Annotated in this window: 22 protein-coding genes and 1 tRNA gene; 8 read left to right on the plus strand and 15 right to left on the minus strand. The window is 64.8% G+C overall.

The window, feature by feature from the left end; genetic code table 11:
* Entirely contained in the window at positions 1 to 393 is a 393-nt protein-coding gene (locus tag QA649_RS27785) for a GFA family protein (protein WP_283019987.1), read from the plus strand.
* Positions 394 to 401: 8 nt separating this feature from the next.
* Here the strand turns inward: QA649_RS27785 and QA649_RS27790 are convergent, their stop codons facing one another.
* On the minus strand, positions 402 to 1301 hold the full coding sequence (locus QA649_RS27790) for a DMT family transporter (RefSeq protein WP_283019988.1): 900 nt from the start codon (positions 1299 to 1301) through the stop codon (positions 402 to 404).
* 89 nt (positions 1302 to 1390) lie between these two features.
* Between QA649_RS27790 and QA649_RS27795 the strand changes: the two genes are divergently transcribed.
* The 3 genes from QA649_RS27795 to QA649_RS27805 all read left to right on the plus strand — a co-directional run bounded on the left by QA649_RS27795 (position 1391) and on the right by QA649_RS27805 (position 3491).
* Entirely contained in the window at positions 1391 to 2257 is an 867-nt protein-coding gene (locus QA649_RS27795) for a LysR family transcriptional regulator (protein WP_283019989.1), read from the plus strand.
* Positions 2258 to 2324: 67 nt separating this feature from the next.
* A complete protein-coding gene (locus QA649_RS27800) occupies positions 2325 to 3005 on the plus strand; it encodes a site-2 protease family protein (RefSeq protein ID WP_283019990.1) in 681 nt (226 codons plus the stop codon).
* A 63-nt stretch (positions 3006 to 3068) separates the two neighbouring features.
* Positions 3069 to 3491: a hypothetical protein gene (locus QA649_RS27805; protein ID WP_283026112.1), complete on the plus strand. Its 423-nt coding sequence runs from the start codon at positions 3069 to 3071 to the stop codon at positions 3489 to 3491.
* On the opposite strand, the gene QA649_RS27810 is transcribed toward QA649_RS27805, so the two are convergent.
* The 6 genes from QA649_RS27810 to QA649_RS27835 all read right to left on the minus strand — a co-directional run bounded on the left by QA649_RS27810 (position 3479) and on the right by QA649_RS27835 (position 9343).
* Entirely contained in the window at positions 3479 to 4327 is an 849-nt protein-coding gene (locus QA649_RS27810) for a TonB family protein (RefSeq protein ID WP_283019991.1), read from the minus strand. The two genes, QA649_RS27805 and QA649_RS27810, sit on opposite strands and share 13 nt — an antisense overlap.
* 9 nt (positions 4328 to 4336) lie before the next feature.
* Complete coding sequence (gene exbD / locus QA649_RS27815) at positions 4337 to 4801, minus strand: TonB system transport protein ExbD (protein ID WP_283019992.1); 465 nt, start codon at positions 4799 to 4801, stop codon at positions 4337 to 4339.
* Between the two features lie 3 nt (positions 4802 to 4804).
* Entirely contained in the window at positions 4805 to 5785 is a 981-nt protein-coding gene (gene exbB / locus QA649_RS27820) for a tonB-system energizer ExbB (RefSeq protein WP_283019993.1), read from the minus strand.
* Positions 5782 to 6471 (minus strand): Fe2+-dependent dioxygenase, encoded by a 690-nt coding sequence (locus tag QA649_RS27825; protein WP_283019994.1) that lies wholly within the window; start codon positions 6469 to 6471, stop codon positions 5782 to 5784. Before QA649_RS27825 ends, exbB begins: the two co-directional genes overlap by 4 nt.
* A 2-nt stretch (positions 6472 to 6473) precedes the next feature.
* Positions 6474 to 8876 carry a TonB-dependent receptor gene (locus QA649_RS27830; protein WP_283026113.1) on the minus strand — a complete coding sequence of 801 codons (2403 nt, stop codon included), beginning with the start codon at positions 8874 to 8876 and terminating at the stop codon, positions 6474 to 6476.
* 227 nt (positions 8877 to 9103) lie between these two features.
* The gene (locus tag QA649_RS27835; RefSeq protein WP_027571757.1) at positions 9104 to 9343 is read right to left on the minus strand and encodes a hypothetical protein; all 240 of its coding nucleotides are present in this window, start codon (positions 9341 to 9343) and stop codon (positions 9104 to 9106) included.
* A 387-nt stretch (positions 9344 to 9730) separates the two neighbouring features.
* Here QA649_RS27835 and QA649_RS27840 point away from each other — a divergent pair, with 387 nt between their 5' ends.
* The 3 genes from QA649_RS27840 (at position 9731) to QA649_RS27850 (ending at position 14674) form a co-directional block, all read left to right on the plus strand.
* A complete protein-coding gene (locus tag QA649_RS27840) occupies positions 9731 to 10903 on the plus strand; it encodes an efflux RND transporter periplasmic adaptor subunit (RefSeq protein WP_145831503.1) in 1173 nt (390 codons plus the stop codon).
* On the plus strand, positions 10900 to 14046 hold the full coding sequence (locus QA649_RS27845) for an efflux RND transporter permease subunit (protein WP_283019995.1): 3147 nt from the start codon (positions 10900 to 10902) through the stop codon (positions 14044 to 14046). The genes QA649_RS27840 and QA649_RS27845 overlap by 4 nt, the downstream gene beginning before the upstream one ends.
* 64 nt (positions 14047 to 14110) lie before the next feature.
* Positions 14111 to 14674, plus strand: a complete 564-nt coding sequence (locus QA649_RS27850) for an invasion associated locus B family protein (RefSeq protein WP_283019996.1) — start codon at positions 14111 to 14113, stop codon at positions 14672 to 14674.
* Positions 14675 to 14825: 151 nt separating this feature from the next.
* Here QA649_RS27850 and QA649_RS27855 read toward each other — a convergent pair whose 3' ends face one another.
* Entirely contained in the window at positions 14826 to 17114 is a 2289-nt protein-coding gene (locus QA649_RS27855; RefSeq protein WP_283019997.1) for an arylsulfatase, read from the minus strand.
* 107 nt (positions 17115 to 17221) lie between these two features.
* Here QA649_RS27855 and QA649_RS27860 point away from each other — a divergent pair, with 107 nt between their 5' ends.
* Positions 17222 to 17896: a TetR/AcrR family transcriptional regulator gene (locus QA649_RS27860; RefSeq protein ID WP_283019998.1), complete on the plus strand. Its 675-nt coding sequence runs from the start codon at positions 17222 to 17224 to the stop codon at positions 17894 to 17896.
* Here QA649_RS27860 and QA649_RS27865 read toward each other — a convergent pair.
* The 7 genes from QA649_RS27865 to QA649_RS27895 all read right to left on the minus strand — a co-directional run bounded on the left by QA649_RS27865 (position 17878) and on the right by QA649_RS27895 (position 23489).
* Positions 17878 to 18597 (minus strand): ABC transporter ATP-binding protein, encoded by a 720-nt coding sequence (locus QA649_RS27865; RefSeq protein ID WP_283019999.1) that lies wholly within the window; start codon positions 18595 to 18597, stop codon positions 17878 to 17880. The two genes, QA649_RS27860 and QA649_RS27865, sit on opposite strands and share 19 nt — an antisense overlap.
* Positions 18594 to 19361, minus strand: a complete 768-nt coding sequence (locus tag QA649_RS27870) for an ABC transporter ATP-binding protein (protein WP_283020000.1) — start codon at positions 19359 to 19361, stop codon at positions 18594 to 18596. The genes QA649_RS27865 and QA649_RS27870 overlap by 4 nt, the downstream gene beginning before the upstream one ends.
* Entirely contained in the window at positions 19351 to 20322 is a 972-nt protein-coding gene (locus QA649_RS27875; protein WP_283020001.1) for a branched-chain amino acid ABC transporter permease, read from the minus strand. The genes QA649_RS27870 and QA649_RS27875 overlap by 11 nt, the downstream gene beginning before the upstream one ends.
* Entirely contained in the window at positions 20322 to 21185 is an 864-nt protein-coding gene (locus tag QA649_RS27880) for a branched-chain amino acid ABC transporter permease (RefSeq protein WP_212337636.1), read from the minus strand. Before QA649_RS27880 ends, QA649_RS27875 begins: the two co-directional genes overlap by 1 nt.
* 63 nt (positions 21186 to 21248) lie before the next feature.
* The gene (locus tag QA649_RS27885; RefSeq protein WP_283020002.1) at positions 21249 to 22502 is read right to left on the minus strand and encodes an ABC transporter substrate-binding protein; all 1254 of its coding nucleotides are present in this window, start codon (positions 22500 to 22502) and stop codon (positions 21249 to 21251) included.
* Between the two features lie 301 nt (positions 22503 to 22803).
* Positions 22804 to 23166, minus strand: coding sequence for a DUF1428 family protein (locus tag QA649_RS27890; protein ID WP_283020003.1), 363 nt, complete (start codon positions 23164 to 23166; stop codon positions 22804 to 22806).
* Between the two features lie 181 nt (positions 23167 to 23347).
* A tRNA-OTHER gene (locus tag QA649_RS27895) sits at positions 23348 to 23489 on the minus strand.
* Positions 23490 to 23509 lie beyond the last annotated feature (20 nt).

Below are 23509 nucleotides of genomic sequence, written 5' to 3' on the forward strand. Positions count from 1 at the left end.
ATGATCCGGGAAGGTGGATGCCTCTGCGGCGCGGTTCGGTTCAAGGCGGAGGGCGAGCCGCTCAACGTCCGCATCTGCCATTGCCGCATCTGCCAGAAGGCAATGGGATCGCCCTATTTTGCCCGCGCGCAATTCGACCAGCGCGCGCTCACCGTCGAGGGCGAGACCGCACGCTATGCGTCGTCCGAGAACATCGACCGCGTGTTCTGCAAGCGCTGCGGCACGCGGCTGTTCGCCTGGCGCCGCAACGGCACGCTGGCCGGTGTGGCGCTCGCCACCTTCGACGACCGCAACGCCTTTGCGCCGACCGAGCACATCTGGGTCTCGGAAAAGCTGGCGTGGCTGAAGCTCGACGACGGCCTGACGCAATATCAGACGACCATCCCGACCTGAGGTCGCGATTAACCTGAAGCGCCAGCCGCTGCGACGCGCCGTCCCGTCGTCGTTGCGATCCAGATCCCGGCGAATACCGCGACGATGCCGGCGGCCAGATTCCAGCGCAGCGGCTCGTTCAAAAGCCAGGCGCCAACCAGCGACGCGGTGATCGGATTGACGGTCACCGAGATTGCGACCCGCGTGGGTGTCGTGCGCTCCAGCGCAAAGGCCCAGAGATAGAAAGTCAGCGCCGCGCCGAAGGCACCGAGATAGGCAGCCGCCAGCCATTGCGGCGTGCCGAAGCCTGCGACCGGCGCAAAGCTGCCGCGGACATACGAGAGCAGGACCAGGCAGACCGCGCCCGCCGCCATGCTCATGGTCGTGAACGCGATCGGGCCGGAGCGCCGGATCAACGGTTTTGACCAGATGCCGTACAGCGCCATGCACAGCGCGGCCGCCATCATCAGGAGATCGCCGCGCCAGGCGCCCGACGGCGCCGAGGCGAGGTCGGAGAGCAGCGCGACCGCAACGCCAGACGTCGCGATCACGACACCGATCGATTTGCGCCAGGTCAGAACTTCGGCGCCGAGCGCGGCTCCGATCACGAGCGACAACAGAGGAAGCGTCGACAGAGCGAGCGCGCCGCGCGCGGCGGTCGTGAAGATCAGCGACGCGTTGAACAGGATCGGGAACAACGCAAAGAAAAGAATGCCGAGTGCGACGGCGGCGGCCCAGTCGCCTCGCTCCGGCCAGCGATCACCGCGCAGCAGCGTGAGAGGCAACAGCAGCAGAAAACCGATGCCGAACCGGAACGAGCCGATCGCCAGCGGATCGATGTCGCCCACGAGATAGCGCGTCGCGCCGATCGAAGTCCCGCCCAGCGCGCTCGACAGCACCGCGGCCAGAACGCCAAAAATCTCGCCCACGCTTCCTCCCGGTAATGCTTTGAAAGCAGCATAGGAGGCGCGCCGAAACAGGGAATGGAATTTTCGTCATGCCAGGATAAGCTTTCGTCATGACCGCGCCTCTGCTCGATCCCGATCTGCTGAAGGTCTTTCTCGCTGTTGCCGAGCATCGCTCGTTCACGCGCGCAGCCGCGACGCTCAACCGGACCCAATCGGCAGTCAGCGTGCAGATCAGGCGCCTGGAGGAGCGGCTCGGCGCAAAACTGTTTCAGCGCACCAGGGCCGGCGCCGCGCTGACCGCGGCCGGTCAGGAGCTCCTCGTCTATGCGCGGCGGCTGCTCGACCTCAATGCCGAGGCGGTCGATGCGCTCCGCGCGCGCAAGCACGAGGCCGTCGTTCGCCTCGGCGTGATGGACGATTACGGCACGATCGTCGTTCCGCCATTGCTGGCGCGCTTTGCCAAAGTCCATCCGGAGATCCGGGTCGAGGTCGAGACCGGACTGACGGCAACGATGCCGGCACGGCTCGGCGAGGCCTATGACCTCGTGATCGCCATGCATCCGGAAGGACACGGCGATGGCGAGCTGTTGCGGCGCGAGCAGGCGGTCTGGGCCGCCGCGACGTCATATTCGGTCCGGCCGCACGACACGCTGGCCGTTGCGCTCTACCCGCCCGGCTGCCTGTTCCGGCAATGGGCCGCGGACGCGCTCGAAGCCGCCGGCCTGCCCTGGCGCCTTGCCTTTGTCAGCCGCACGCTTACCGCAGTGGAAGCCATCGCGGCGCAGGGCCTTGCGATTACGGTCGTGAAAGCCGGCACCCTGCCGCCCCGCCTGCATATCCTATCGGACGGCCTGCCGCCGCTGCCGGGAGCGGACATCCGCCTCCACCGCGCACGCAAGCTGCCGCGTCCGGCGGCCCTGCTGGCCGATCATTTACAGCTTGGGATTTCGCAACCGGCGTCCCATATCCTGCCCTGAAGCGTTGCTGCACGGCCGGTTTGGCTGGACGGCTGCAAGGCCGCGAGCAAACCGGGATAGACGAGTCGTGAACATTTCCCTCTATGACGTATCGGTGTGGGTGCTGCCGCTGGTGCTGGCCATCACCTTCCATGAGGCCGCGCACGCCTTCGTCGCGCACCGTCTCGGCGACAACACGGCCTGGCAGCTCGGGCGCGTCAGCTTCAATCCGATCAAGCACATCGACCCGTTCGGCACCCTGATCCTGCCGGCGATGCTGTTGTTTGCGCATTCGCCGTTCCTGTTCGGCTATGCCAAGCCGGTGCCGGTGAATTTCCGCAAGCTCAACAACCCCAGGCTCGACATGGTCTGGGTGGCGCTGGCCGGGCCCGCGACCAATATCCTGCTGGCGCTCGCAGCAGCCCTCGCCCTTCACGCCCTGCCCTTGGCACCGGCGGCGTCGGCCCAGTGGATCTTCGACAATCTCAAGAATGCGCTGGTCATCAACGCTATCCTGGCCGTCTTCAACATGATGCCGATCCCGCCGCTCGACGGCGGGCGCGTCGCGGTCGGGCTGCTGCCCCGTCCCCTGGCTCTGCCGCTGGCCCGACTCGAGCCGTTCGGTATGCTGATCCTGATCGGCCTCTTGATCCTGCTGCCGCTCGCGGGCTCGCAGTTCGGTCTAAATCTTGATGTTATTTCAGCAATACTGCGAACGTTGACCGGTTATGTGATTCAGGCTGTTCTCTTCCTGACCGGCAATGCGTAGTTGAACAGACCACTCCGAACACACGCCGAAGGGCCAGAGGCCGACTTGGTCAAAGCTGCCGATATGCTGATCGCGCGACGCGCGGATACCCGTGCCCGCGCCGATTTCGCCACCTGGAAGATGATGGCCAAGCTCAACGGGGCATCCGCGCTGCCTCCGGAGGCCCAGGAGTTCCTCAGCAGCTACAAGAACCTGCTGGCGCAGATGAGCGAGGGCGAAGCCACCGAGGCCACCATCACCGCGATCTACAAGGCCTATTATGCCGAGATGGGTGGCGGGGGAACTCCGCCCGATGTCCGCCCCCGCCAGGCCGAGCCGGCAGCGGACAATGTTACCGCTTTCCGGCGGCCCGCACCGAAGCCGAAGACGACCAGCTTTTTCGGGGCTGGCACGGCCGCTGGAACCCAGAAACGGCCGTTGCCGGTGGCGCTGATCTTCGCCTGCCTGGTGGTGGTCTATGTCGGGATCCGGTTTTACTGGCGCTGAGCCGACTTCTTCTTTTTCTTCTCGTCCGCCGGCTTGAACACGATGTCGACGGTGCGTTCGATCCGATCCTCGGTCAGCGCGGCCGGCGGCTGCGGGAACGGGTCGGACTTGCGGACCATGGCGATCGCGGCGGCATCATAGGCCTTGTCGCCTGATGACGTCACGATATCGACCGACAGCACGTTGCCCATCCGGTTGAGCGCAAAGCTCACCTTGGCCGTTTCGTTATTGGGGTCCTTGCCTTCCGGATTGACCTTGTGCGCCGAAAGATGCGCGCTGATCTTGCGGTTCCAGTCAGCGGTCACCTTCAGGATGTCCTTGCCGATACCCATCACCGGCGCCATTGCCTTCTCGGCCTCGCGGGTTGCGTCCTCGAAGGTCTGCCGCTCCATCGCAATCGACTTCTGCGCGGCTTCCATGGCCGGCGTTTCGACGGCGGCGATCTTGGGATCGTCGTCCTGCTCCTTCTTCGGCTTGTTCTCGGTGACGAGCCGATCGGCCTCCTCGACCTGTTGCGGCCGGTCCTGGGGAAGATCCGTCTCCTTGACCTCGGCCTTCTGCTCGGGCATCTCCGGCCGCTCTTCCTGCTCTTCGGAATCCTGGGGCCCGGGTGCCCTGTCCGACTCCTGAACCGGCGGCGACGTCATCTCGACCGCGAACTCCGCGCCCGCGGCGCCCAGCCCTTCGTCACCGTCGTCGGCCTTCAGATTTGCGAGCGCGAGCGCAGCGCCACCCACATGGAGGGCGACCGCCGCGACGGCAGCCAGCGTCCAAAGGGCGACAGGCAAAATCCAGAGCCTTCGGAACGATCTGGGTTCGAGCTCGGCGTCAGACATGACTGACCTCTAAGGCTGCGCAGGGCCCGCGGCAGGCGTTCCCGCCGCCGTGGGAGGCCCCTCGAGTGCAACCAGCTTCACCCGTGTGTAGCCGCCGGAGCGCAACAGCTCCATGACCCCCATCAGCTCGCCATAAGGCACCGAGCGATCGGCGCGCAGGAAGAGGTACTTGTCCTTGCTCATGTCGGACATCGAGTCGAGGGTCATGGTCAGCTCGGCGCGGTGGACGGTCTCCTCGCCTATGGCGATCGTCAGATCGCGTCTGATGCTGAGATAGGTCGGCTTGTCCGGCTTCTTCTGCGGCACAGCGCTCGAGGTCGGCAGGTCGATCGGCAGATCGACCGTTGAGAGCGGCGCTGCGACCATGAAGATGATCAGCAGCACCAGAATGACGTCGATGAAAGGCGTGACGTTGATTTCATGCGTTTCCGAGAAATCGTCGTCGTCATCATTGTCTGCGAGCGAGACGGCCATGGTTCACTCCGCTGCGCGCGAATGCACGCTGCCGTGGCTGCGGTCGAGATCGCGCGAGAGCAGCCGGGCCGCCGCGCCCGAGGCACGGCTGACCAGCTCGAGATAACTCTTCGTCACGCGCGAGAAGTGATTGTAGATGATGACGGCGGGAATGGCGGCGACGAGGCCGATCGCGGTGGCGAGCAGCGCCTCGGCGATGCCGGGGGCGACCACGGCGAGGTTCGTGGTCTGCGACTTCGAGATGCCGATGAAGCTGTTCATGATGCCCCAGACCGTCCCGAACAGGCCGACGAAGGGCGACGTGGAGCCGATGGTGGCGAGCACGCCCATGCCGATGCGGATGCGCCGCGCCTCCGCGCGCACGATCTCCTGGAAGCTGGAGGCTGCACGCTCCTTGATGCCGGCATCGCTGGACAGGCCGGCCGACATCCGCGCCTCACGCAGCGCCGCCGCCAGGAACGACGGCAGGATGCCCTCCTTGGCGCCGAGCGCCATCTGCGCTTCGGCGAGCGAGCGTGCCTCCGCGACCTTCTTCAGCGCCGAACGCAGCTTGGCCGAGGCGACCGACAGCTCGATCGACTTCGCGATCAGGACCGTCCAGGTCATCAGCGATGCAAAGGCGAGCCCGATCATCACCGCCTTCACGATGACGTCCGCCGACATGAACATCACCCAGGGCGACAATTCCTTCATGGCCGGCGCAGTGGATACAGCCTCGGACTTCGCAGCCGCCGGTGCGGCGGCCATGGGAGCCGCGGCAGCCGAGGGAGCTGCAGGCGCCGCCGCCACGGGGGCGGTCACGGGCGCAGCCGCAGGCGCCGATGGCGCTGCCGCCGGAGCGGGCGCAGCCGGCTGAGCCTTCGACTGGGCCGGCGCCGGCGCGGCCGGCTGGGTTTGTGTCTGGGCGGAAACAGGCGATGCGAGCCAGGCGGCCGCCAGAAGGACGGCTGCGGCAAGGCTGGCTTGGAAGGTTGTGGTCTTCATACTTCGGCCCAGTAGCGAATGAGGTTGTGATAGATACCCGTCAATTTGACCGTTTCGGGATCGTCACGCCCGAGCCGTTCCACCAGCGCCTGTATCGCGGTGTCGAGGTCAAAGATCATGCTCCGGGCTTGATCGTCCCGTATCATGCTCTGAAGCCAGAAGAAAGACGCAACCCGCGTTCCCCTCGTCACCGGCGTGACGAGGTGGAGGCTGGTCGAGGGATAGAGCACGCAGTCGCCGGCTGGCAACTTGACTTCGTGCGAACCGTAGGTGTCCTCGATCACAAGTTCGCCACCGTCGTATTCCTCCGGTTCGGCGAGGAACAGCGTCACCGACAGGTCTGTGCGGATGCGAAGGCCGGTCAGACGGTCGCCGCGGATCGCATTGTCGACATGCAGGCCGAAATGGTGGCCGCTGTCGGCCGCATAGCGGTTGAACAGCGGCGGGAAGATCTGGAGCGGGATCGCCGCCGCGATGAAGCGCGGGTTCGACGTCAGCGCCGAGATGATGCGGTTGCCGAGCTTGCGCGCGACCTCGCTGTCCGGCGGCAATTGCTCGTTGCGCTTGACCATGGCCGACTGCGCCCCCGCGGTCGAGCGGCCGTCTTCCCACGCGCTGGCGTCCATGATGCGGCGGAAATCCGCCACATCATCTTTGCTCAGGATGCCAGGCAGGCACGTCAACATGATCAGAACTTCGCCGTCGTCACGAGGTAGAAGGCCCGACCCGGTGCGACCGCCACGAACGGTACGTTGCTGCGATAGAACGAGTCGTAATAGAGCTTGTTGGTCAGGTTCTGCGCGTAGAACTTCATGGTCCAGTTCTGGTCGATCTTCTTTTCGACGAACGCATCGAAACGCCAATAGCTCGGCAGCTCGTTGGTATTGGCCGCGAAGGTGCCGCCATAGACCTTGGAGCGATAGACCGCCTGGCCGCCGAGCTCCCAGCCGTCGTCGAACTTGTACTTGGTCAGCATGCTGAACGACTGGTGGGCAATGTTGGCAAGCTGCAATCCGAGATTCGAGGCAACGCCGCTCTGCGTGACCTTCGACTGCATCAGCACCAGACCGCCAAAGATGCTCCAGCGGTCGGTGATCTTGCCCTCCGCCTCGATGTCGATACCCTGGATCCTGTAGGCAGCGCCGGAGGTCAGCAGGCCATTGACGGTCTCGCGTGCGTTGTCCTTGGTGGTCTGGAACAGCGCACCGGTCACCAGCAGGTGGCGATCGGCAAGCTCCCATTTGGTGCCGAGCTCGATCGCCTTGTTGCGCTCGGGCCCGAGCAGGATGGTCGAGTTGGCGGGAACGCCGCCGTAGTCGGTGCCGGTCGCGTCAAGCTCCGATCCAAACGGATTGGCCGAGGTCGCATAGGCTGCATAGATGCTGCCGATCGACATCGGCTTGTAGACGAGTCCGACGTTGTAATTGACCAGATCGTTGTTTTGCTTGAGGTAGGCCGAGTTGGTGGACGCGCTCTGGCTGTAGCCGTCGTAGCGAACGCCGCCATTGACGATGATGGTGTCCTGCCAGTTCGCGGTGTCCATGACGTAGACGCTGCTGGTGTTGACGCCATAGCGCGTCGGGTTTCCAACCAGCGAGGGCGTGCCGAAGCCCGAGAGATAAGTGTATTGAGGAGAATAGAGATTGACGCCCGAGATGGCACCGGTGCTCGTGAAGGGCGAGCCGGCCAGCTCCGACGAGAGACCTGCGTAGCGGTCGATCGAGATATCCTCGTTGCTATATTCGACGCCGAACACCGCGGTGTGCTTGACCCCGCCGGTGTCGAGCTTGAACGTGGCCTCGTTCTGGTTGGCCCACACGTCGACGGCCTGATAGCGGCTCTGCGCGCTCGCCGTCGTGGTCCAGAGCAGCGGATTGCCGCTGACCGTCACCGGATTCTGCGGCAGCGTGCCGATGTAGTTCAGCACCGAGTGCTCGCCGCGCACCTTGCTGGTCAGGGTGATGGCCTCGTTGACCTTGTACTCGATCGTGCCGGTGCCGAAATCCTGCCGCGCGGTCTGGAAGTCGCGGTTGAGGAAGCCGTACCAGTTACCACGCGGAATGCCGGCCGACGTCACCGGCACGTTGCCCTGCTTGTAATAAGGCACGCCGAAATCCGGCAGGCCGCTGAGGTCGGTGTGGACGTAGTTCGTCGTGATCTTGATGTCGTTGGTCGGGGTGTACTTCGTCGAGATGAAGGTGCCCCAGCGATTGTCGGTCACGTAGTTGCGCCCGGCGACGTTTGCGTCCTGGAACAGGCCGCCGGTGCGCACCGAGAAGGTCGGGTCGACCACCTGGTTGACGTCGAGCGTGACGCGCTTGGTCCGGTCGGTGCCGAACTCGGTATCCATGCGCTGGAAGTTGCGGTCGCCGGCCTGCTTGGTGACGATGTTGATGGCGCCGCCGGCGGTGCCGCGGCCGGCATAGGAGGATGCCGGACCGCGCAGAATCTCGATCTGCTCGGTGAAGAAGTTCTCGCGGATGGAGACCGCGGGATCGCGGATGCCGTCGATGAAGACGTCGTTGCGCGCGTCGAAGCCGCGGATGAAGAAGCGGTCGCCGAACGCGTTGCCGCCTTCACCCGAGCCGAGCGTCACGCCGGCGGTCGAGCGCCCGATCTCCTTCAGCGTCGTGGCGTTCTTGTCCTCGAGCACTTCCTTGCTGAGCACCGTGATGGACTTGGGCGTGTTCAGCATCTTCTCGGGAAATTTGCCCGAAGCCTGGACGTGGTCGACCTTGTAGGGCGCGGCCGGATCGGAATAGGGATTGCGGTCCACTTCACCGGCCGGTGCCGCGGGAGCAGCCTGCTGGGACGCCTGCTGCCGCTGCGCGGCGCGGCGAAGCGCGTTGCGCGCGCGGATCTGATCAGGTGTCGGCTTCGACGCCGTCGGACGCGGACGCTGCACCGGAGCATCGACCGTCACCGGCGGCAGGTTCGACTGCTGCGCCTCCGCGCCGCTCGAGACCGACGCCACCGCGATCAAGCTCGCGACGGCCGAGACCTTCTTGCCGGAAATGCCCGAAGACTTTTCATCCACCGGATCGAATGCTGCCACCGAACGCAACGATTTCGGTGCGACCACCTGCCCCATTACAACACGCCCCATCTTCATGTTCGCTCACTCACTTCGACGAGCGATTGGGCTGTTGGTATCGGCGGCAAAATAGTGGGTCAATGCGCGCAAGCCGCGAGAACCCTTGAATAAGTCCAGATCAAAACGATTCTAAACTGAAGTTTGAAACGGTTCTAAAGTTAGATTGGACTCATTCTAAAGCGCGCGCGAAAAATACCGCGAAATCAGCGGTGGCGCTCACAGCATCAATCGCTGCTCGGCGGCTTCATCAGCGAGAACAATTCGTCGACGGTCTTCTGCGCGACGGCGCGCACACGATCGGTGCTGTCCATGCCGGCGATGTTGACGCCATTGACCACGGCCTTGATCTCGTCGCGGAAGTCCGTGAGGAAGCGCAAGGGATCGCGCTGCTCGTTGGCAACGCGCGCAATCAATCCCGTGATCAGAATCTGGCACGCGATCAGCTTGCCATTCAGCTCGTCCATCCTGTGCTCCCCTTGTGGCGGCGCCGATATGGACGATGCCGATTCTCCTGACAATCGAAACGCGGCCGGCGCAATTTAGAACCGTTCTTGCAAAGCGCGCATCCCACGGCCTGACCAAGATGCTTCGCCAGTTCCGCCGCGCTCGCAACATCCTCCGCGAGCATTGCCTCATTTCTACTCGCTGATCGCTCGCGGCAGGAAAATGCAGCACTGCACACCGGCGCGCCAGTGCGTTGCCTAGGCGGTGCAAAGCTTTCCAATTGTTTAGATTTCTCACCCGATAGTGCTGTTTACACTGGAACTTGGCGTGTATTATACAAACGCCCTGGAACCCTACGATTGCCCCAAAATTCGTAACCTAGGGCACAAGAGCCGACACGAGCCGACATGAAAAAAACACGGCCGATCCTCTGGATTCTGATCCTCGCGGCCGTGGCCTCCGCGGGTTACTATGGTTGGCAGAAATACGGCTCGCCGGACGCCGGAAAATCCCAGACAGCACAGAAAGGTCCGCCGCGCGCGCCCGCCATTCCCGTGAGCGTGGCGCCGGTCCAGAAGGTCGATTTCCCGGTCTATCTGACCGGTCTCGGCACGGTTCAGGGCTTCAACACTGTCCAGGTCCGCACCCGCGTGGACGGCCAGATCGACAAGATCGCCTTCACCGAAGGCCAGATCGCCAAGGAAGGCGACCTGCTGGCCTCGATCGACCCCCGCCCCTATCAAGCCACGCTCGACCAGGCCAAGGCCAAGAAGGCGCAGGACGAGGCTAGCCTGGCCAATGCCAATCTCGAGCTCCAGCGCGCCATGAAGCTCGGCGAATTCGCCACCGCGCAGCGGGTCGACACCCAGCGTTCCACCGTCGCCCAGCTCACCGCCCAGATCGCCGCCGACGAAGCCGCGATCGCCAACGCCCAGACCCAGCTGGACTACACCCAGGTCAAGGCGCCGATCACCGGCGTCGCCGGCCTGCGCCAGGTCGACGTCGGCAACATCGTGAACGCCTCGACACAGACCGGCATCGTCACGATCACGCAGGTCGAGCCGATCTCGGTGATCTTCACCGCGCCGGAAGACCAGCTTCCCTACATCAGCGAAGGCCAGAAGGCCGGCGCGCTCAAGGTGATCGCTTTCACCACCGACGGCAAGAAGACGCTGGCCGAGGGTAAGCTCGCGGTCATCAACAACCAGGTCGACACCACCAGCGGGACTATTCGGCTCAAGGCGGTGTTCGACAACAAGGACCACACGCTGTGGCCCGGGCAGTCGGTCTCGACCCGCCTTCTGGTGCGGACGCTGAAGGATGCGACCGTGGTTCCGGATGACGCGGTCCAGCATTCCACCAACGGCCTCTACGCATACACCGTCAATCAGGACAACAAGGCCGAAGTGCACAAGATCAAGGTCAGCTACGCCATCGACGGCCGTTCGGTTGTCGACGAAGGGCTCACGCCCGGGCAGCAGGTGATCACTGGCGGTCAATTCAAGGTGCAGCCCGGAAGCCTCGTCTCGACGGCGGTGGCAAGTTCGGATCCGGCGCAGAACAAGGTACGACGGGAATGACCGAGGGCGGGATTTCGGCACCTTTCATCCGTTATCCCATCGGCACTTCGTTGCTGATGGCCGGCATCCTCTTCGTCGGTCTCGTCGCCTATCCCCTGCTGCCGGTCGCGCCGCTGCCGCAGGTGGACTTCCCGACCATCCAGATCACCGCCAATCTGCCGGGCGGCAGCCCCGAGACGATGGCCTCGTCGGTGGCCCAGCCGCTGGAGCGCCAGTTCGCCCAGATCCCCGGCATCGCCCAGATGACCTCGACGAGTTATCTCGGCACCGCGTCGATCACCATCCAGTTCGATCTCAACCGCAGCATCGACGGCGCCGCCAACGACGTGCAGGGCGCCATCAACGCCGCCAGCGGCCAGTTGCCGAAGAACCTGCCCTCGCCGCCGACCTACCGCAAGGTCAACCCGGCCGATTCGCCGATCCTGCTGCTGTCGGCGACCTCGGAGACACTGCCCCTGACCAGCGTCAGCGACGCGGTCGACGCCCAGCTCGCCCAGCAGATCAGCCAGCTCTCGGGCGTGGCGCAGGTCTTCATCGGCGGCCAGCAGAAGCCTTCCATCCGCATCCAGGTCGATCCGGCGAAGCTCGTCGCCAAGGGCCTGTCGATGGAGGACGTGCGCAGTCAGATCGCGATCACCACGGTCGACAGCCCCAAGGGCAATATCGACGGCGAGAAGCGCGCCTATACCATCTACGCCAACGACCAGCTGACCCAGTCCAAGGACTGGAACGACGTCATCATCGCCTATCGTAACGGCGGCCCATTGCGCATCCGCGACATTGGCCAGGCGGTCAGCGGCGCCGAAGACGCCAAGCAGGCGGCCTGGGCCAACGGCAAGCGCGGCGTATTCCTGGTGATCTTCAAGCAGCCGGGCGCCAACGTCATCGAGACGGTCGACAGGATCAAGGCGACCCTGCCCCGTCTCGTGGCCGCGATCCCGCCCGCGATCAAGATCGAGCTCATCAGCGACCGCACCACCACCATCCGCGCCGCAGTCGAGGACGTTCAGTTCACCCTGCTGCTGACCATCGCCCTCGTGGTCATGGTCATCTTCATCTTCCTGCGCAGCTTCTGGGCCACCGTCATCCCCACCGTCACGGTTCCACTGGCGCTGTTGGGCGCGTGCGCCTTGATGTGGGTCGTCGGCTATTCGCTCGACAATCTGTCGCTGATGGCGCTCACCATCGCGGTCGGCTTCGTCGTCGACGACGCCATCGTGATGCTCGAGAACATCACGCGCTATATCGAGGAAGGCGAATCGCCGATGGCGGCGGCCTTCCGCGGTTCCAAGGAGATCGGCTTCACCATCGTGTCGATCAGCATCTCGCTGGTCGCCGTGCTGATCCCGCTGCTGCTGATGGGCGGCATCATCGGCCGCCTGTTCCGCGAATTCGCGGTCGTGCTGGCGATGACGATTTTCGTCTCGATGTTCGTGTCGCTGACCCTGACGCCGATGATGGCCTCGCGCTTCCTGCGCGCCCATGGCGAGGTGCAGCACGGCCGCTTCTATCAATGGAGCGAGCGCGCCTTCAATTCGATGCTGCGCGGCTACGAATACGTGCTCGATCATGCCCTCGCCTGGCGGCGCACCACACTCGCGATCTTCTTCGCCACGCTTGGCCTGTCGATCTACCTGTTCGTGCTGATCCCGAAGGGCTTCTTCCCGCAGCAGGACGTCGGCCTGATCACCGCGACCTCGGAAGCCTCGCAGGACATCTCGTTCAAGGAGATGGTCAGGCGCCAGGAACAGCTCGGCAAGATCATCCTCGCCGATCCCGACGTTGCCAGCGTTGCCATGTCGGTCGGCGGCAGCGGCCGCGCCGGCAACAACGGCAACATATTCATCACGCTGAAGCCTCGCGACAAACGCGTGGCCTCGGCTCAGCAGATCATCGCGCGGCTGCGTCCGCAGTTCGACAAGGTCGAGGGGGCCCGGCTCTACATGCAGGCCGCCCAGGACGTCCGCCTCGGCGGCCGGCCGACGCGCACGCAGTTCGAGTTCACCTTGCAGGACGCCGACCTCGGCGAGCTGAACGAGTGGGCGCCGAAAATCCTCGCCAAGATGCAGACGCTGCCGGAGCTGCGCGACGTCGCCACCGACCAGCAGACGCAGGGCACCACGGTCCAGCTCAAGATCAACCGCGACACCGCATCGCGCTACGGCATCCAGCCGCAGCTGATCGACGACACGCTGTATGACGCCTTCGGACAGCGGCAGGTCACGCAGTATTTCACCCAGCTCAACACCTACAAGGTGATCCTGGAGATCCTGCCGGAGATGCAGGGCAATCTCGACAGCCTGAACAAGCTCTATCTGAAATCGCCGCTGACCGGCGACCAGGTGCCGCTGTCGACCTTTGCGACCTGGTCCACCGATCCGGTCCGCCCGCTCTCGATCAGCCACCAGGGCCAGTTCCCGGCGATCACGATCAGCTTCAACCTCGCGCAAGGCACCGCACTGGGTCAAGCCACCGAAGCCGTGCAGCGGGCGATGGCCGAGCTCGGCGCACCGCCGACGCTGAATTCGAGCTTCCAGGGCACCGCGCAGGCGTTCCAGCAGTCGCTCGGCACCGTGCCGCTCCTGATCCTCGCAGCCCTCGTCGTGGTCTATCTGATCCTCGGCATCCTCTACGAGAGCTACATCCATCCGATCACGATTCTGTCGACCCTGCCCTCGGCCGGCGTCGGCGCGCTCGCGATCCTGATGGCGGCCGGCTTCGACTTCAGCCTGATCGCGCTGATCGGCATCATCCTCTTGATCGGCATCGTGAAGAAGAACGGCATCATGATGGTCGACTTCGCGATTGCCGCCGAACGCGACGAGCACAAGACGCCGGCGGAATCGATCCGCCAGGCCGCGCTGTTGCGCTTCCGCCCGATCATGATGACGACGATGGCGGCCCTGCTCGGCGGCGTGCCCTTGATGCTCGGCCACGGCACCGGCGCCGAGATCCGCCAGCCGCTCGGCTACGCCATGGTCGGCGGCCTGATCGTCAGCCAGGCGTTGACGCTGTTCACCACCCCGGTGGTCTATCTCTATCTCGATGAGCTCAACAACTGGTTCTCGGGCTGGGGCCGTACGGGTGACGGCGAAGGCCACGAGACGCAAGAGCACGGCAGCGTCAAGCAAGCCGCCGAGTAAGCTTGCGCCGCGGCTCCCGCGACGCTACAGCGAGACCCCCGGTTCACGCCAACGCGGTTTCGCCATGCCCATGCAATCCAGACTTGTCGCCCTCGCCGCTGCCCTCCTGTTGTCGACGGGCGCCGCGCATGCCCAGCAGGGCGCCAAGAAGAACGCAGCGCCTGCCCCGGCCGCGCAGCCCTCGCCTGCGCCAACGCAGCCGCAGGCTGACGGTGCGCAGCAGGCGGGATGGGTCGTCCGCTGCACCAGCGTCAGCCGCGATGCGCCGCTGGAATGCGCGATGGAGCAGAACGCGGTGCTGACCAAGACCGGCCAGACCGTCATCCTGATCAACATCCGCATCGCGCCCGACACCCGCACGCCGATCGCGCTGCTGCAATTGCCGCTCGGCCTCAACTTGCCGGTCGGCGCCAAGCTCCAGGTCGACGAGGGCAAGACGGTCGACCTCCAGATCCAGACCTGCGAGAACCGCGGCTGCTACGCCTCGACGCCGATCGCGGCCGACATGCTCGCAGCCTTGCGGTCGGGCAAGCAGCTCAAGGTCTCCTTCCAGAACATGGCCAAGGAGACGATCGCGATCCCGATGCCGCTCGGCGATTTCGCTTCGGCCTACGACAAGATCAAGTAGGGGCTGCTCCCGCTTCCTGTTGGAGTGCACGCCTCTCTCACCTCGTCATTGCGAGCGTCGCGAAGCAATCCAGGAATCTTTCCGCGGAGGCAGTCTGGATTGCTTCGCTACGCTCGCAATGACAGCGCGGATGCAGCGAGGCCCTTCTCTTTCACTGCCGCGCCATCTGCGCGTTGCCGACGGCATCGCCGTCGAGCTTCTGGTCGTCGTGCATGGTGACAGTGACGCGCAGCAGCCGCCCTTCGAATTCGAACGGGGCGTCGTAATGCGAGACCGGGCTGCCGCGGTCGCGGCCGATGTCGAGGCCGGACCACGAGATCAGGGTGTGGAAGCCCAGCTGGGTCTGGAGCGAACCCGCCGGCTCGCCGTCGATCAGCAGCGTGTATGCGGTGACGCCGGTGCGCGAGCCCTTGGCCGGCGGCTCCCTGCGCACGAGACGTTCGACGTGCACGCCAAGCCGGCACGCGCCTGACGGCACCTTGCGGTCCGAACGCACGATCTGGTGACTGCCGCCGATATTGAGGTCGTGCACGAGGTGGCCGTCCTTGACGTAGAGGCTGTAGCCTGACGTCGCATCGCCGTGCGAGATCAGCACGCCGTCGGCGCCTTGCTCCTCGATCTCGACATGCGCCTCGATCGTGTAGCTGCGGCTGCGCACGTCGGGCGCGACATCGGTCGGCACGTGGCCCATGCCGGCATGGAAGACGAAATGGTGGCGCGCACCGTGGAAGCGAGCCGCGTTCTCGGCAAAGCGCGGCCCGAAGCGATCGTCGAGCGGCAGCACCTTGTGCTTCTCGGCCTCCGCCCACCATGTCGCGATCATCGCTGCCAGGCGTTCCGGCTCCTTGGTCGCGAGGTCATTGGTCTCGGAGAAGTCTTCGTCGAGATGGAACAGCTCCCATTTGTCGTTCTCGAACGGCGTCCCCGATGGGTGGAAAGCAGCCGCCTTCCATCCGGCCTGCCAGAGGCCGCGATGGCCGAACATCTCGAAATATTGCGGCGAGCGTTTTGACGGCGCGGACGCATCATTGATCGAGCGCGCAAAGCTCTCGCCTTCGAGCGACATCTGCGGGCTGCCGGCGATCTCGCCGGGCGCCTCAATGCCGATCAGTTCGAGCAGTGTCGGCGTAAGGTCGCAGGCGTGCACGAACTGGTGCCGCAGTTCGCCTTTGCCTGCGATGCGCTTGGGCCAGTTGATGACGAAGGGATCGCGGATGCCGCCGCCATGGGTGTTCTGCTTGTAGCGCCGCAGCGGCGTGTTCGAGGCCATCGCCCAGCCATGCGGAAAATTGCTGTGGGTATCGGGACCGCCGATATCGTCGATGCGGGCGAGCTTTTCGGCAATCGGCTCCGGCTTGAAGTTGAACGGCCCCATCGCGTTGACGAAGCCGAGCGGCCCGCCCTCCTGACTCGCGCCATTGTCGGACATCACGATGATCACGGTGTTGTCGCGGATGCCGGCGGTCTCCAGGAACGCGACGAGGCGGGCGAGATGCCGGTCGGAATGGTCGAGCATGCCGGCGAACGCCGCCTGCAGGCGCGTGAAGACGCGGCGCTCGTCGGCCGAATGCTCCTCCCAGGCCTTGACGCCGTCATTACGCGCCGGCATCCGCGTCTCCGGCGGCACCAGCCCCATTGCCTTCTGGCGCGCGAGCCGCTGCTCGCGCTCGACGTCCCAGCCATGCGCGAAGGCAGCGTCGTAGCTCCTGATGATATCGGCCGGCGCCTGATGCGGCGCGTGACACGCGCCGAGCGCGACCCAGGTGAGCCAGGGAATCTCCGGCCGGTCGGCATGGTGATCGCCGATGAAGCGGATGGCCTGGTCGATCAGATCCTCGGTCAGATGATAGCCGTCGGCATAGGTGCCGGGCGGATCAATATGCGTGTTGTCGGAGACGAGCTCGGGCGCATACTGGTCGGTCTCGGCATCGAGGAAGCCGTAGAAGCGATCGAAGCCGCGGCCCAAAGGCCAGCCGTCGAACGGGCCGGTGGCGCCACTCTCGGTCAGCGGCGTGACGTGCCATTTGCCGACCATGTAGTTGCGGTAGCCGTGCACGCGCAGCATCTCGGCGAGCGTTCCCGCCTCGCGCGCGATCTTGCCGCGATAGCCGGGATAACCTGAATCGAAATTGGCGAGACAGCCGACGCCGACCGAATGGTGGTTGCGCCCCGTGAGCAGCGCGGCGCGCGTGGTCGAGCACATCGCGGTGGTGTGGAAGCCGGAATAGCGCAGGCCTTCCGCGGCGAGCCTGTCGATGGTCGGCGTGGTGATCGCCGAGCCGTAGCAGCCGAAATCGGAGAAGCCGACGTCGTCGAACAGCACCACCAGGATGTTCGGCGCGCCCTCGGGCGGCTTCACGGCCTCCGGCCACCAGGGTTTCGAGTCCGCAACCGTCTTGCCGACGGTGCCGCGGAACGGCGTGCCGCTGCCTGCGCTCATCTCACCCTCCCTGTTTTAGCCGGCGATGAGGCGGTTGACCCGCGGCTCCCCCCAACCTAAATTATAATTAGAATTATGATTATGATTTAAGGCAGATGCAAGCGCGGATGCGGTCATCGCTGAAAGAGCCCGAGTCTCGCGACTTCAACCTGCCGGGCGTCGCCCCGTCGCGGCAGAAGCGCAGTCGCGAAACGACGCTGGCGCTGCTGCGCGCCGGCGCCGACATGCTGCGGGCACGCAGCCTTGCCGAGCTCTCGATCGAAACGCTCTGCGCGGAAGTCGGCGCCACCGTCGGCGCCTTCTACAGCCGCTTCGAGAGCAAGGAGGCCTATTTCAATGCACTGATGGCGCTGGCCGCGCGCGACGGCGAGCAGCGGCTGGGTGAGATCAAGAGGCCGTCACCGGAAGCGAGCCTTGACCAGCTCTGCCACATCATCGTCAGCGGCATCGTGGCCTGGATGCGCAACCATGAAGGTGTGCTGCGTGCCGCGCTTCAGCATGACGACACCCATCCCGACAAATGGACGCCGTTCAAGGCCCTCGCCCAGGCGACGACCGCGCGTGCCACCCCTCTCCTGCTCCCGGCCATGGGCAAGGGCCGCAAAGCCGCAAAAACCCGCAGCATTGCCTTCGGCTTCCAGGTCGTGCTTGGCACGCTGGTGAACGCGATCCTCAACGATCCCGGACCGCTACAGCTTCGCTCGAAAGAGATGGAGACGCGGCTCGCCGGCTGCCTGTCGCTGCTGCTCCGGGCGGAGGTCGGTCAGTCCACGCCGAGATAGGCCTTCTGCACCTGCGGGTCCTCCGCGAGCGCGGCCGCGGTGCCCGACAGTACGCTCTTGCCGACCTGGAGCACGGTTGCGAAGTCCGACACTTCCAGCGCCAGCTCGATCGACTGCTCGGCGAGCAGGATCGTCAGCCCCTCGCGGTGCAGGCGGCCAAAGGTCTCATACATCGACTCGACCACGGCCGGCGCGAGGCCGAGCGAGGGCTCGTCCAGCATCAAGAGCTTCGGATCGCTCATCAGCGCGCGGCCGACCGCGAGCATCTGCCGCTCGCCGCCGGACATGGTGCCGGCGCGCTGGTTGCGGCGCTCCTTCAGGCGCGGGAAGACCTCGTAGACGCGCTCGAGCAGCGTCGCCTGACGCGATTTGTCGTGCAGCGGCGTCGCGCCGAGCATGAGGTTGTTCTCGACGCTCTGCTGAACGAACAGCCGCCAGCCTTCCGGCGACAGCGCCAGCCCCTTGCGCACGATCGCAAAGGCCTTCTGGCCCGCGATCTCCTCGCCACGAAAGCTGATCGATCCCGAATGCACGGGAATGAGGCCGGCGATCGCGTTCAGCGTCGTGGTCTTGCCGCCGCCATTGGAGCCGAGCAGCGCGACGACGCTGCCTTCCGGCACCTCCAGCGACACGTCGGAGACGCCGATGAGGTCGCCATAGCGCACCTCGAGATGTTCGATCCTGAGAAGCGCCCCGCTCATAGGTCCGGTCCGCCCATCAGCTCGACCGGCGTGTGACCCGCGGCCGCCTTGGCCGCGCGTTTGCCAAGATAAGCTTCGATCACCGCCGGATTGGACGTAACCTCGCGCGGCGAGCCGCGCGCGATCTCCTTGCCCTGGTGGAACACCATCACGCGGCTTGCGAGCGACATGATCACTTCCATGATGTGCTCGACGATGACGAGCGTAATGCCGGAGCGATGGATGTCGCGGACGAGATCGATCGCGAGCCTCACCTCATGCGCGTTGAGGCCGGCCATGGCCTCGTCGAGCAGCAGCACTTTTGGCTCGGTCGCAAGCGCCCGGGCGATCTCCAGCCGCTTGCGGCCGGGCGTGCCGAGCGAGCGCGCCGGCGCCTCCGCAAGCCTGATCATGCCGACGCGCTCCAGCACGGCGCGCGCCCTGGTCTCCGCCTCCTTGCGATGCGAGGTGCGCAGGAAGGCGCCGATCATGACGTTCTCCAGCACCGTCATGCCCTCGAAGGTCTGCGGCACCTGGAAGGTGCGGGCGAGCCCGAGGGCGGCGCGCTGCTCCGGCGCGACGTCGGTGATGTCGGCCCCCTCGAACAGCACGCGGCCGGAGGTGGTCTTGAGGTCGCCGGTGAGACAGTTGAAGAAGGTCGACTTTCCCGCGCCGTTCGGGCCGATCAGGCCGAGGATGTCGCCCTGCTCCAGCGTCACGGAGGCGTCGTCCACCGCCTTGAAGCTGCCGAACGCTTTTGTGATGCCGCGCGCTTCAAGGAGCATGGCTTGCTCCCTTATCCGTGTTCGGCTTGCCGCGCCGGCTGAGCAGGCTGAGCAGGCCGCCCGGCTGGAAGCGCGCGATCAGCACGATGATCGCGCCGTAGACCACGAAGGTGAGACCGGCGCCCTTGCCGCCGAGCCAGCTGTTGGAGATCTCCTCCAGCGGCACCAGGATCGCCGCACCCACCAGCGGCCCGAACAGCAGCCCCGCCCCGCCCAGCGCCGCCATGATCAGGATTTTCACCGAGATCAGGATGCCGAGCCCGGACTCGGGATCGACGAAGCCGAACATCATCGCATAGAGCGCGCCGGCAACGCTGGTCAGCGCCGCGCTCAGCATGTAGGCGTAGAGCTTCGTGCGGCTGGCGGGCGCGCCGAGCGAGCGCGCGGCGCGCTCGGAATCCTTGATCGCGCGCAGGTAAAATCCCATGCGGCTGTTGGTCATCCACCAGGTGATCGCAAGCGTGATCGCGAGAATGGCGAGGAAGAGATAGTAGTACGGCAGCGCCGACAGGAACGAGAGATCGAAGATGTTGCGCGGCACGGTCGGACCGGAGAGACCGACGGCCGCCCCTAGCCATTCGGTGTTGGTCACGATCAGCCGCATCGTTTCGGCAACCGCGATGGTCGCCATGCTGAAGTAGTGGCCGGACAGCCGCAGCGTCGGCACGCCGACGATCGCGGCGAGCCCGACCGCCAGCACGATGCCGCCGGGAATGCCGAACAGGGGCGACAGGCCGAACTTGGCGTAAGCGCCCATCGCGGCATAGGCACCGCAGCCGAAGAACACCACATGCCCCACCGACACCTGCCCGGCATAGCCGCCGACGATGTTCCAGGCGGAGGCCGCAATGGCATACAGCAGCACCAGCGCGCCGAGGCGCTGCTGGAACGGCGAGGACAGCAGCAGCGGATAGGCGATCGCAAAGGCTGCGACGACCGAAAGCCAGATCCAGCGCCGCATCACATCTTCCCCATCAGGCCCTGTGGCCGGAACCAGAGGAAGAACAGGAACAGGACATAGACGACGATGTCCTTGTAGATCGCGCCGATCAGATAGCCTGACAGCGACTCGATGACGCCGATCAGAAGTCCCGCAACCAGCGCGCCCGGCACGCTGCCGAAGCCGCCGAGCGACACCGTGACGAAGGCGACGATGCCGAGGGTCTCGCCGACGGTCGGCACGATGTAGAAGAAGTTCGCGATCAGCGCGCCGGCTAGCCCAGTGGCGCCGGCCGCGATCGCCCAGGCGATCGCCTGCATGGTGTCGGGCCGGATGCCCATGAGCTGGGCCGCAGTCTGATCCTCCGCCACCGCCAGCATCTTCGAGCCGAGCGAAGTGCGCGTCAGCAAGAGATGCAGCCCGAGCGTCACCAGGAGCGCGACGACGCCCGCGAGCAGCCGCGAGGCCTCGATGCGCAGGCCGGCAAAGGCGTAGGTGCCGCCCACGATGTTCGGCGGCATCGACAGGAAGTTGGCACCGAACCACCAGAACACCGAATAGCGCAGCAGCAGCGCGAGGCCGAAGGTGCCGAGGATCTGCGCCAGCATCGGCCCCTTCATGATGTCGCGGATCAAGCCGAAATAGACCACTATTCCGAGCGTGGCGAGCACCAGCGTCGCCAGCGGGGCGCCGAGAAGCGGCCCTCCTCCCATCAGGGTGTAGACGACATAGGCGACGTACATTCCGAGCATGACGAAGTCGCCATGCGCGAAATTGACGATGTTCATCATGCCCCACACCAGCGTAAGGCCCGAGGAGAACAGGGCGTAGACGGCGCCAAGCAGAAGGCCGCCGACGATCACCTGCACGAGAACAAAGGACATGAGCTGCGCTGCTCTACCAAGCCTTGTGAAAAAGGCGGGACTTGAGGTCCCGCCCTCGCATGATCACCAGCCCTTGTAGGGCAGCATCGGCGCCTTCGCGGCATTGGCCTTCGGCCACACCGAGACGTAGTTCTCGCCGTCCTGAAGCTGGATGATGGCGCCCGAGGCCAGGGTGTTCTGGCCCTTGTCGTCGAACTTCACGCCCTTGAAGCCGATCATGAGCTGCTCGGGCTTGAGGTCCGTCGCCTTCAGCGCGGCCTGAATCTTTGCGGGCTCGGTCGAGCCGGCGCGATCGATCGCATCGGCCAGCACGAAGAAGCCCTGCATCTGGCGGGCGACCGTGTCATCCATCTCCTCGCCGCTCTTCTTCTTGTACATGTCGGCGATGATGGCGGACGGCGAGCCGGCCGGACCCACGACCCAGGACGAGCGGTTGAAGACGCCTTGCGAGATCTTACCGACCGCCTTGGTGAAGGACGGATCGGAGTAGCCGGCGTCATCGGCCAGCAGCACGGCCGGCTTGTAGTCGAGCGACTGCATGGTCTTGGCGAACAGGATCGCGTCCGACGTGTAGCTGATCATAATGACGACGTCGGGCTTCTTGTCCTTGAGCTGGAGCACCTGCCCCTGCAGGTCCGTCGCGTTGACGGGATAGGCGACGTCGAGCGCGATCGGCAGGCCCTTCTCCTTGAAGGCGCCGGAAATCGTGTTCGCTACCGAGGTGCCATATTCGGTGTTGTCGTGGACCACCGCGACGCTGTCGGTCTTGGCGCCCTGCGACTTGAGGTCGGCGAGGAAGTCGACATAGATCTTGGCGAAGTCGGTGGCGATCGGGGTGGTGCGGAAGAACCATTTGAAGCCGCGCTCGGTCAGGTTGGCGGCGACCGATTCGGAGTTCAGGAACGGAACGCCGTACTTCTCGGCGATGGCGCTCGAGGTCAGCGTCACGCCGGACTGATAGGAGCCGAATACGGCCGCGACCTTCTCTTCCGTGATCAGGCGCAGCGCCTGGTTCTGGCCTGTTGCGGGGTTGCCCTGGTTGTCGGCGATGATCACCTCGACCTTGGCGCCGCCGAGGCCGGCAAGACCGGCGTTCTTCGCCAACGGGAAATTGCCGAGCTCGGGATGGGCATTGTTGATGATGTCGGTTGCGACATCCAGCGCCGCCTTGGCATGCGCGCCGATCGAGGCGGTGCCGCCGGACATCGGCATGATCACGCCGATCTTGACGACCTTGTCCTGCGCCTGCGCACCAGCCGTGAGCGCAAGCGACATCGCGGCCGCGCAAAGCAGCCCCGTGACCTGCTTCAATGTCATGAAATCAGACCTCCCAAAGGGTTTCCCCAACCAAGATTTTTTGGAGAGCCTGGGCGAAACGCCCGCCTCCGTTTGATTATGCCTGGTTGCGGGAGGATGGCATGCCGGGCCTGCGACCGGCAAGGTGAAACGGACTGCGACGATGATGCATAGGCAAGCAGCGACGGTGTCGACGACCCGAGGATGGGTTAGCCTCGCGGCTGCGCGAAGCGCAGTCCGCTTGGCGTAACCCACCACTTTTATCTCCGCGGGGCGACGATGGTGGATTACGCTGCGCTAATCCACCCTACGAGGCGTGCATTCAGCCCGCCATGTCGCTCGCCCGCAGCAGCGTCGTGAAGCCGCCATAGATCATGCGCTTGCCGTCGAACGGCATGTCGCCGAGCTTGAGCCGCGGGTCCGCCATCACCTTCTTGTTGACGGCGTCGCGCGTCTCCCGATCGCGATAGACGATCCAGGAGAACACCACGACCTCCTCCTCCTTCGCCATCACCGCGCGTGGAAACGACGTCAGCTCGCCATAGGGAACGTCGTCTCCGATGCATTCGACATAGTCGAGCGCGCCATGCTCCATCCAGATCGCACAGGCCGTTCGCGCCAGCGCCTTGTAGGCCTCGATTTTGTCCTTCGGCACGGCCAGCACGAAACCATCGACATAGGGCATCACAGATCTCCTTGGGTTGTATGTGTCCCAAGGACGACGGGGCGCGCGGCGGCCCGACGTCGAAGACGCCATTTCCACTGAGGCAAACCGTCGCGAGCGAGGGCGAGATGCCGGTTTCCAAAATGGTACGGCGCCGGGGCCGGAGCCGACAAAATCAGGATCTGGGAAAACCGCCCGGAACTGGCTGGGGAACCTGGATTCGAACCAAGACAAACAGAGTCAGAGTCTTTCACATAGGACAAAATCTCTCACAATTTCAATGTCATGTTAGCCAATCAGTTGCGCATCTGTTGCGCATCCCGGCAATTCCGCTATACTCCCCGGCATTCAACAGCGTTGCGGG

The organism is Bradyrhizobium sp. CB1717, from assembly GCF_029714325.1.
Taxonomy (GTDB): Bacteria; Pseudomonadota; Alphaproteobacteria; order Rhizobiales; family Xanthobacteraceae; genus Bradyrhizobium.

Bases quoted from the DNA above. Each gene is read 5' to 3' on its own strand.
- QA649_RS27890 (WP_283020003.1), bottom strand. From the start codon at position 23,166: ATGCCCTATGTCGATGGTTTCGTGCTGGCCGTGCCGAAGGACAAAATC.
- QA649_RS27805 (WP_283026112.1), top strand. From the start codon at position 3,069: ATGCTGATCGCGCGACGCGCGGATACCCGTGCCCGCGCCGATTTCGCC.
- QA649_RS27860 (WP_283019998.1), top strand. From the start codon at position 17,222: ATGCGGTCATCGCTGAAAGAGCCCGAGTCTCGCGACTTCAACCTGCCG.
- QA649_RS27810 (WP_283019991.1), bottom strand. From the start codon at position 4,327: ATGTCTGACGCCGAGCTCGAACCCAGATCGTTCCGAAGGCTCTGGATT.
- QA649_RS27880 (WP_212337636.1), bottom strand. From the start codon at position 21,185: ATGTCCTTTGTTCTCGTGCAGGTGATCGTCGGCGGCCTTCTGCTTGGC.
- QA649_RS27830 (WP_283026113.1), bottom strand. From the start codon at position 8,876: ATGGGGCAGGTGGTCGCACCGAAATCGTTGCGTTCGGTGGCAGCATTC.
- QA649_RS27865 (WP_283019999.1), bottom strand. From the start codon at position 18,597: ATGAGCGGGGCGCTTCTCAGGATCGAACATCTCGAGGTGCGCTATGGC.
- QA649_RS27855 (WP_283019997.1), bottom strand. From the start codon at position 17,114: ATGAGCGCAGGCAGCGGCACGCCGTTCCGCGGCACCGTCGGCAAGACG.
- QA649_RS27795 (WP_283019989.1), top strand. From the start codon at position 1,391: ATGACCGCGCCTCTGCTCGATCCCGATCTGCTGAAGGTCTTTCTCGCT.
- QA649_RS27845 (WP_283019995.1), top strand. From the start codon at position 10,900: ATGACCGAGGGCGGGATTTCGGCACCTTTCATCCGTTATCCCATCGGC.
- QA649_RS27870 (WP_283020000.1), bottom strand. From the start codon at position 19,361: ATGCTCCTTGAAGCGCGCGGCATCACAAAAGCGTTCGGCAGCTTCAAG.
- QA649_RS27875 (WP_283020001.1), bottom strand. From the start codon at position 20,322: ATGCGGCGCTGGATCTGGCTTTCGGTCGTCGCAGCCTTTGCGATCGCC.
- QA649_RS27840 (WP_145831503.1), top strand. From the start codon at position 9,731: ATGAAAAAAACACGGCCGATCCTCTGGATTCTGATCCTCGCGGCCGTG.
- QA649_RS27785 (WP_283019987.1), top strand. From the start codon at position 1: ATGATCCGGGAAGGTGGATGCCTCTGCGGCGCGGTTCGGTTCAAGGCG.
- QA649_RS27850 (WP_283019996.1), top strand. From the start codon at position 14,111: ATGCCCATGCAATCCAGACTTGTCGCCCTCGCCGCTGCCCTCCTGTTG.
- QA649_RS27835 (WP_027571757.1), bottom strand. From the start codon at position 9,343: ATGGACGAGCTGAATGGCAAGCTGATCGCGTGCCAGATTCTGATCACG.
- QA649_RS27825 (WP_283019994.1), bottom strand. From the start codon at position 6,471: ATGTTGACGTGCCTGCCTGGCATCCTGAGCAAAGATGATGTGGCGGAT.
- QA649_RS27885 (WP_283020002.1), bottom strand. From the start codon at position 22,502: ATGACATTGAAGCAGGTCACGGGGCTGCTTTGCGCGGCCGCGATGTCG.
- exbD (WP_283019992.1), bottom strand. From the start codon at position 4,801: ATGGCCGTCTCGCTCGCAGACAATGATGACGACGACGATTTCTCGGAA.
- exbB (WP_283019993.1), bottom strand. From the start codon at position 5,785: ATGAAGACCACAACCTTCCAAGCCAGCCTTGCCGCAGCCGTCCTTCTG.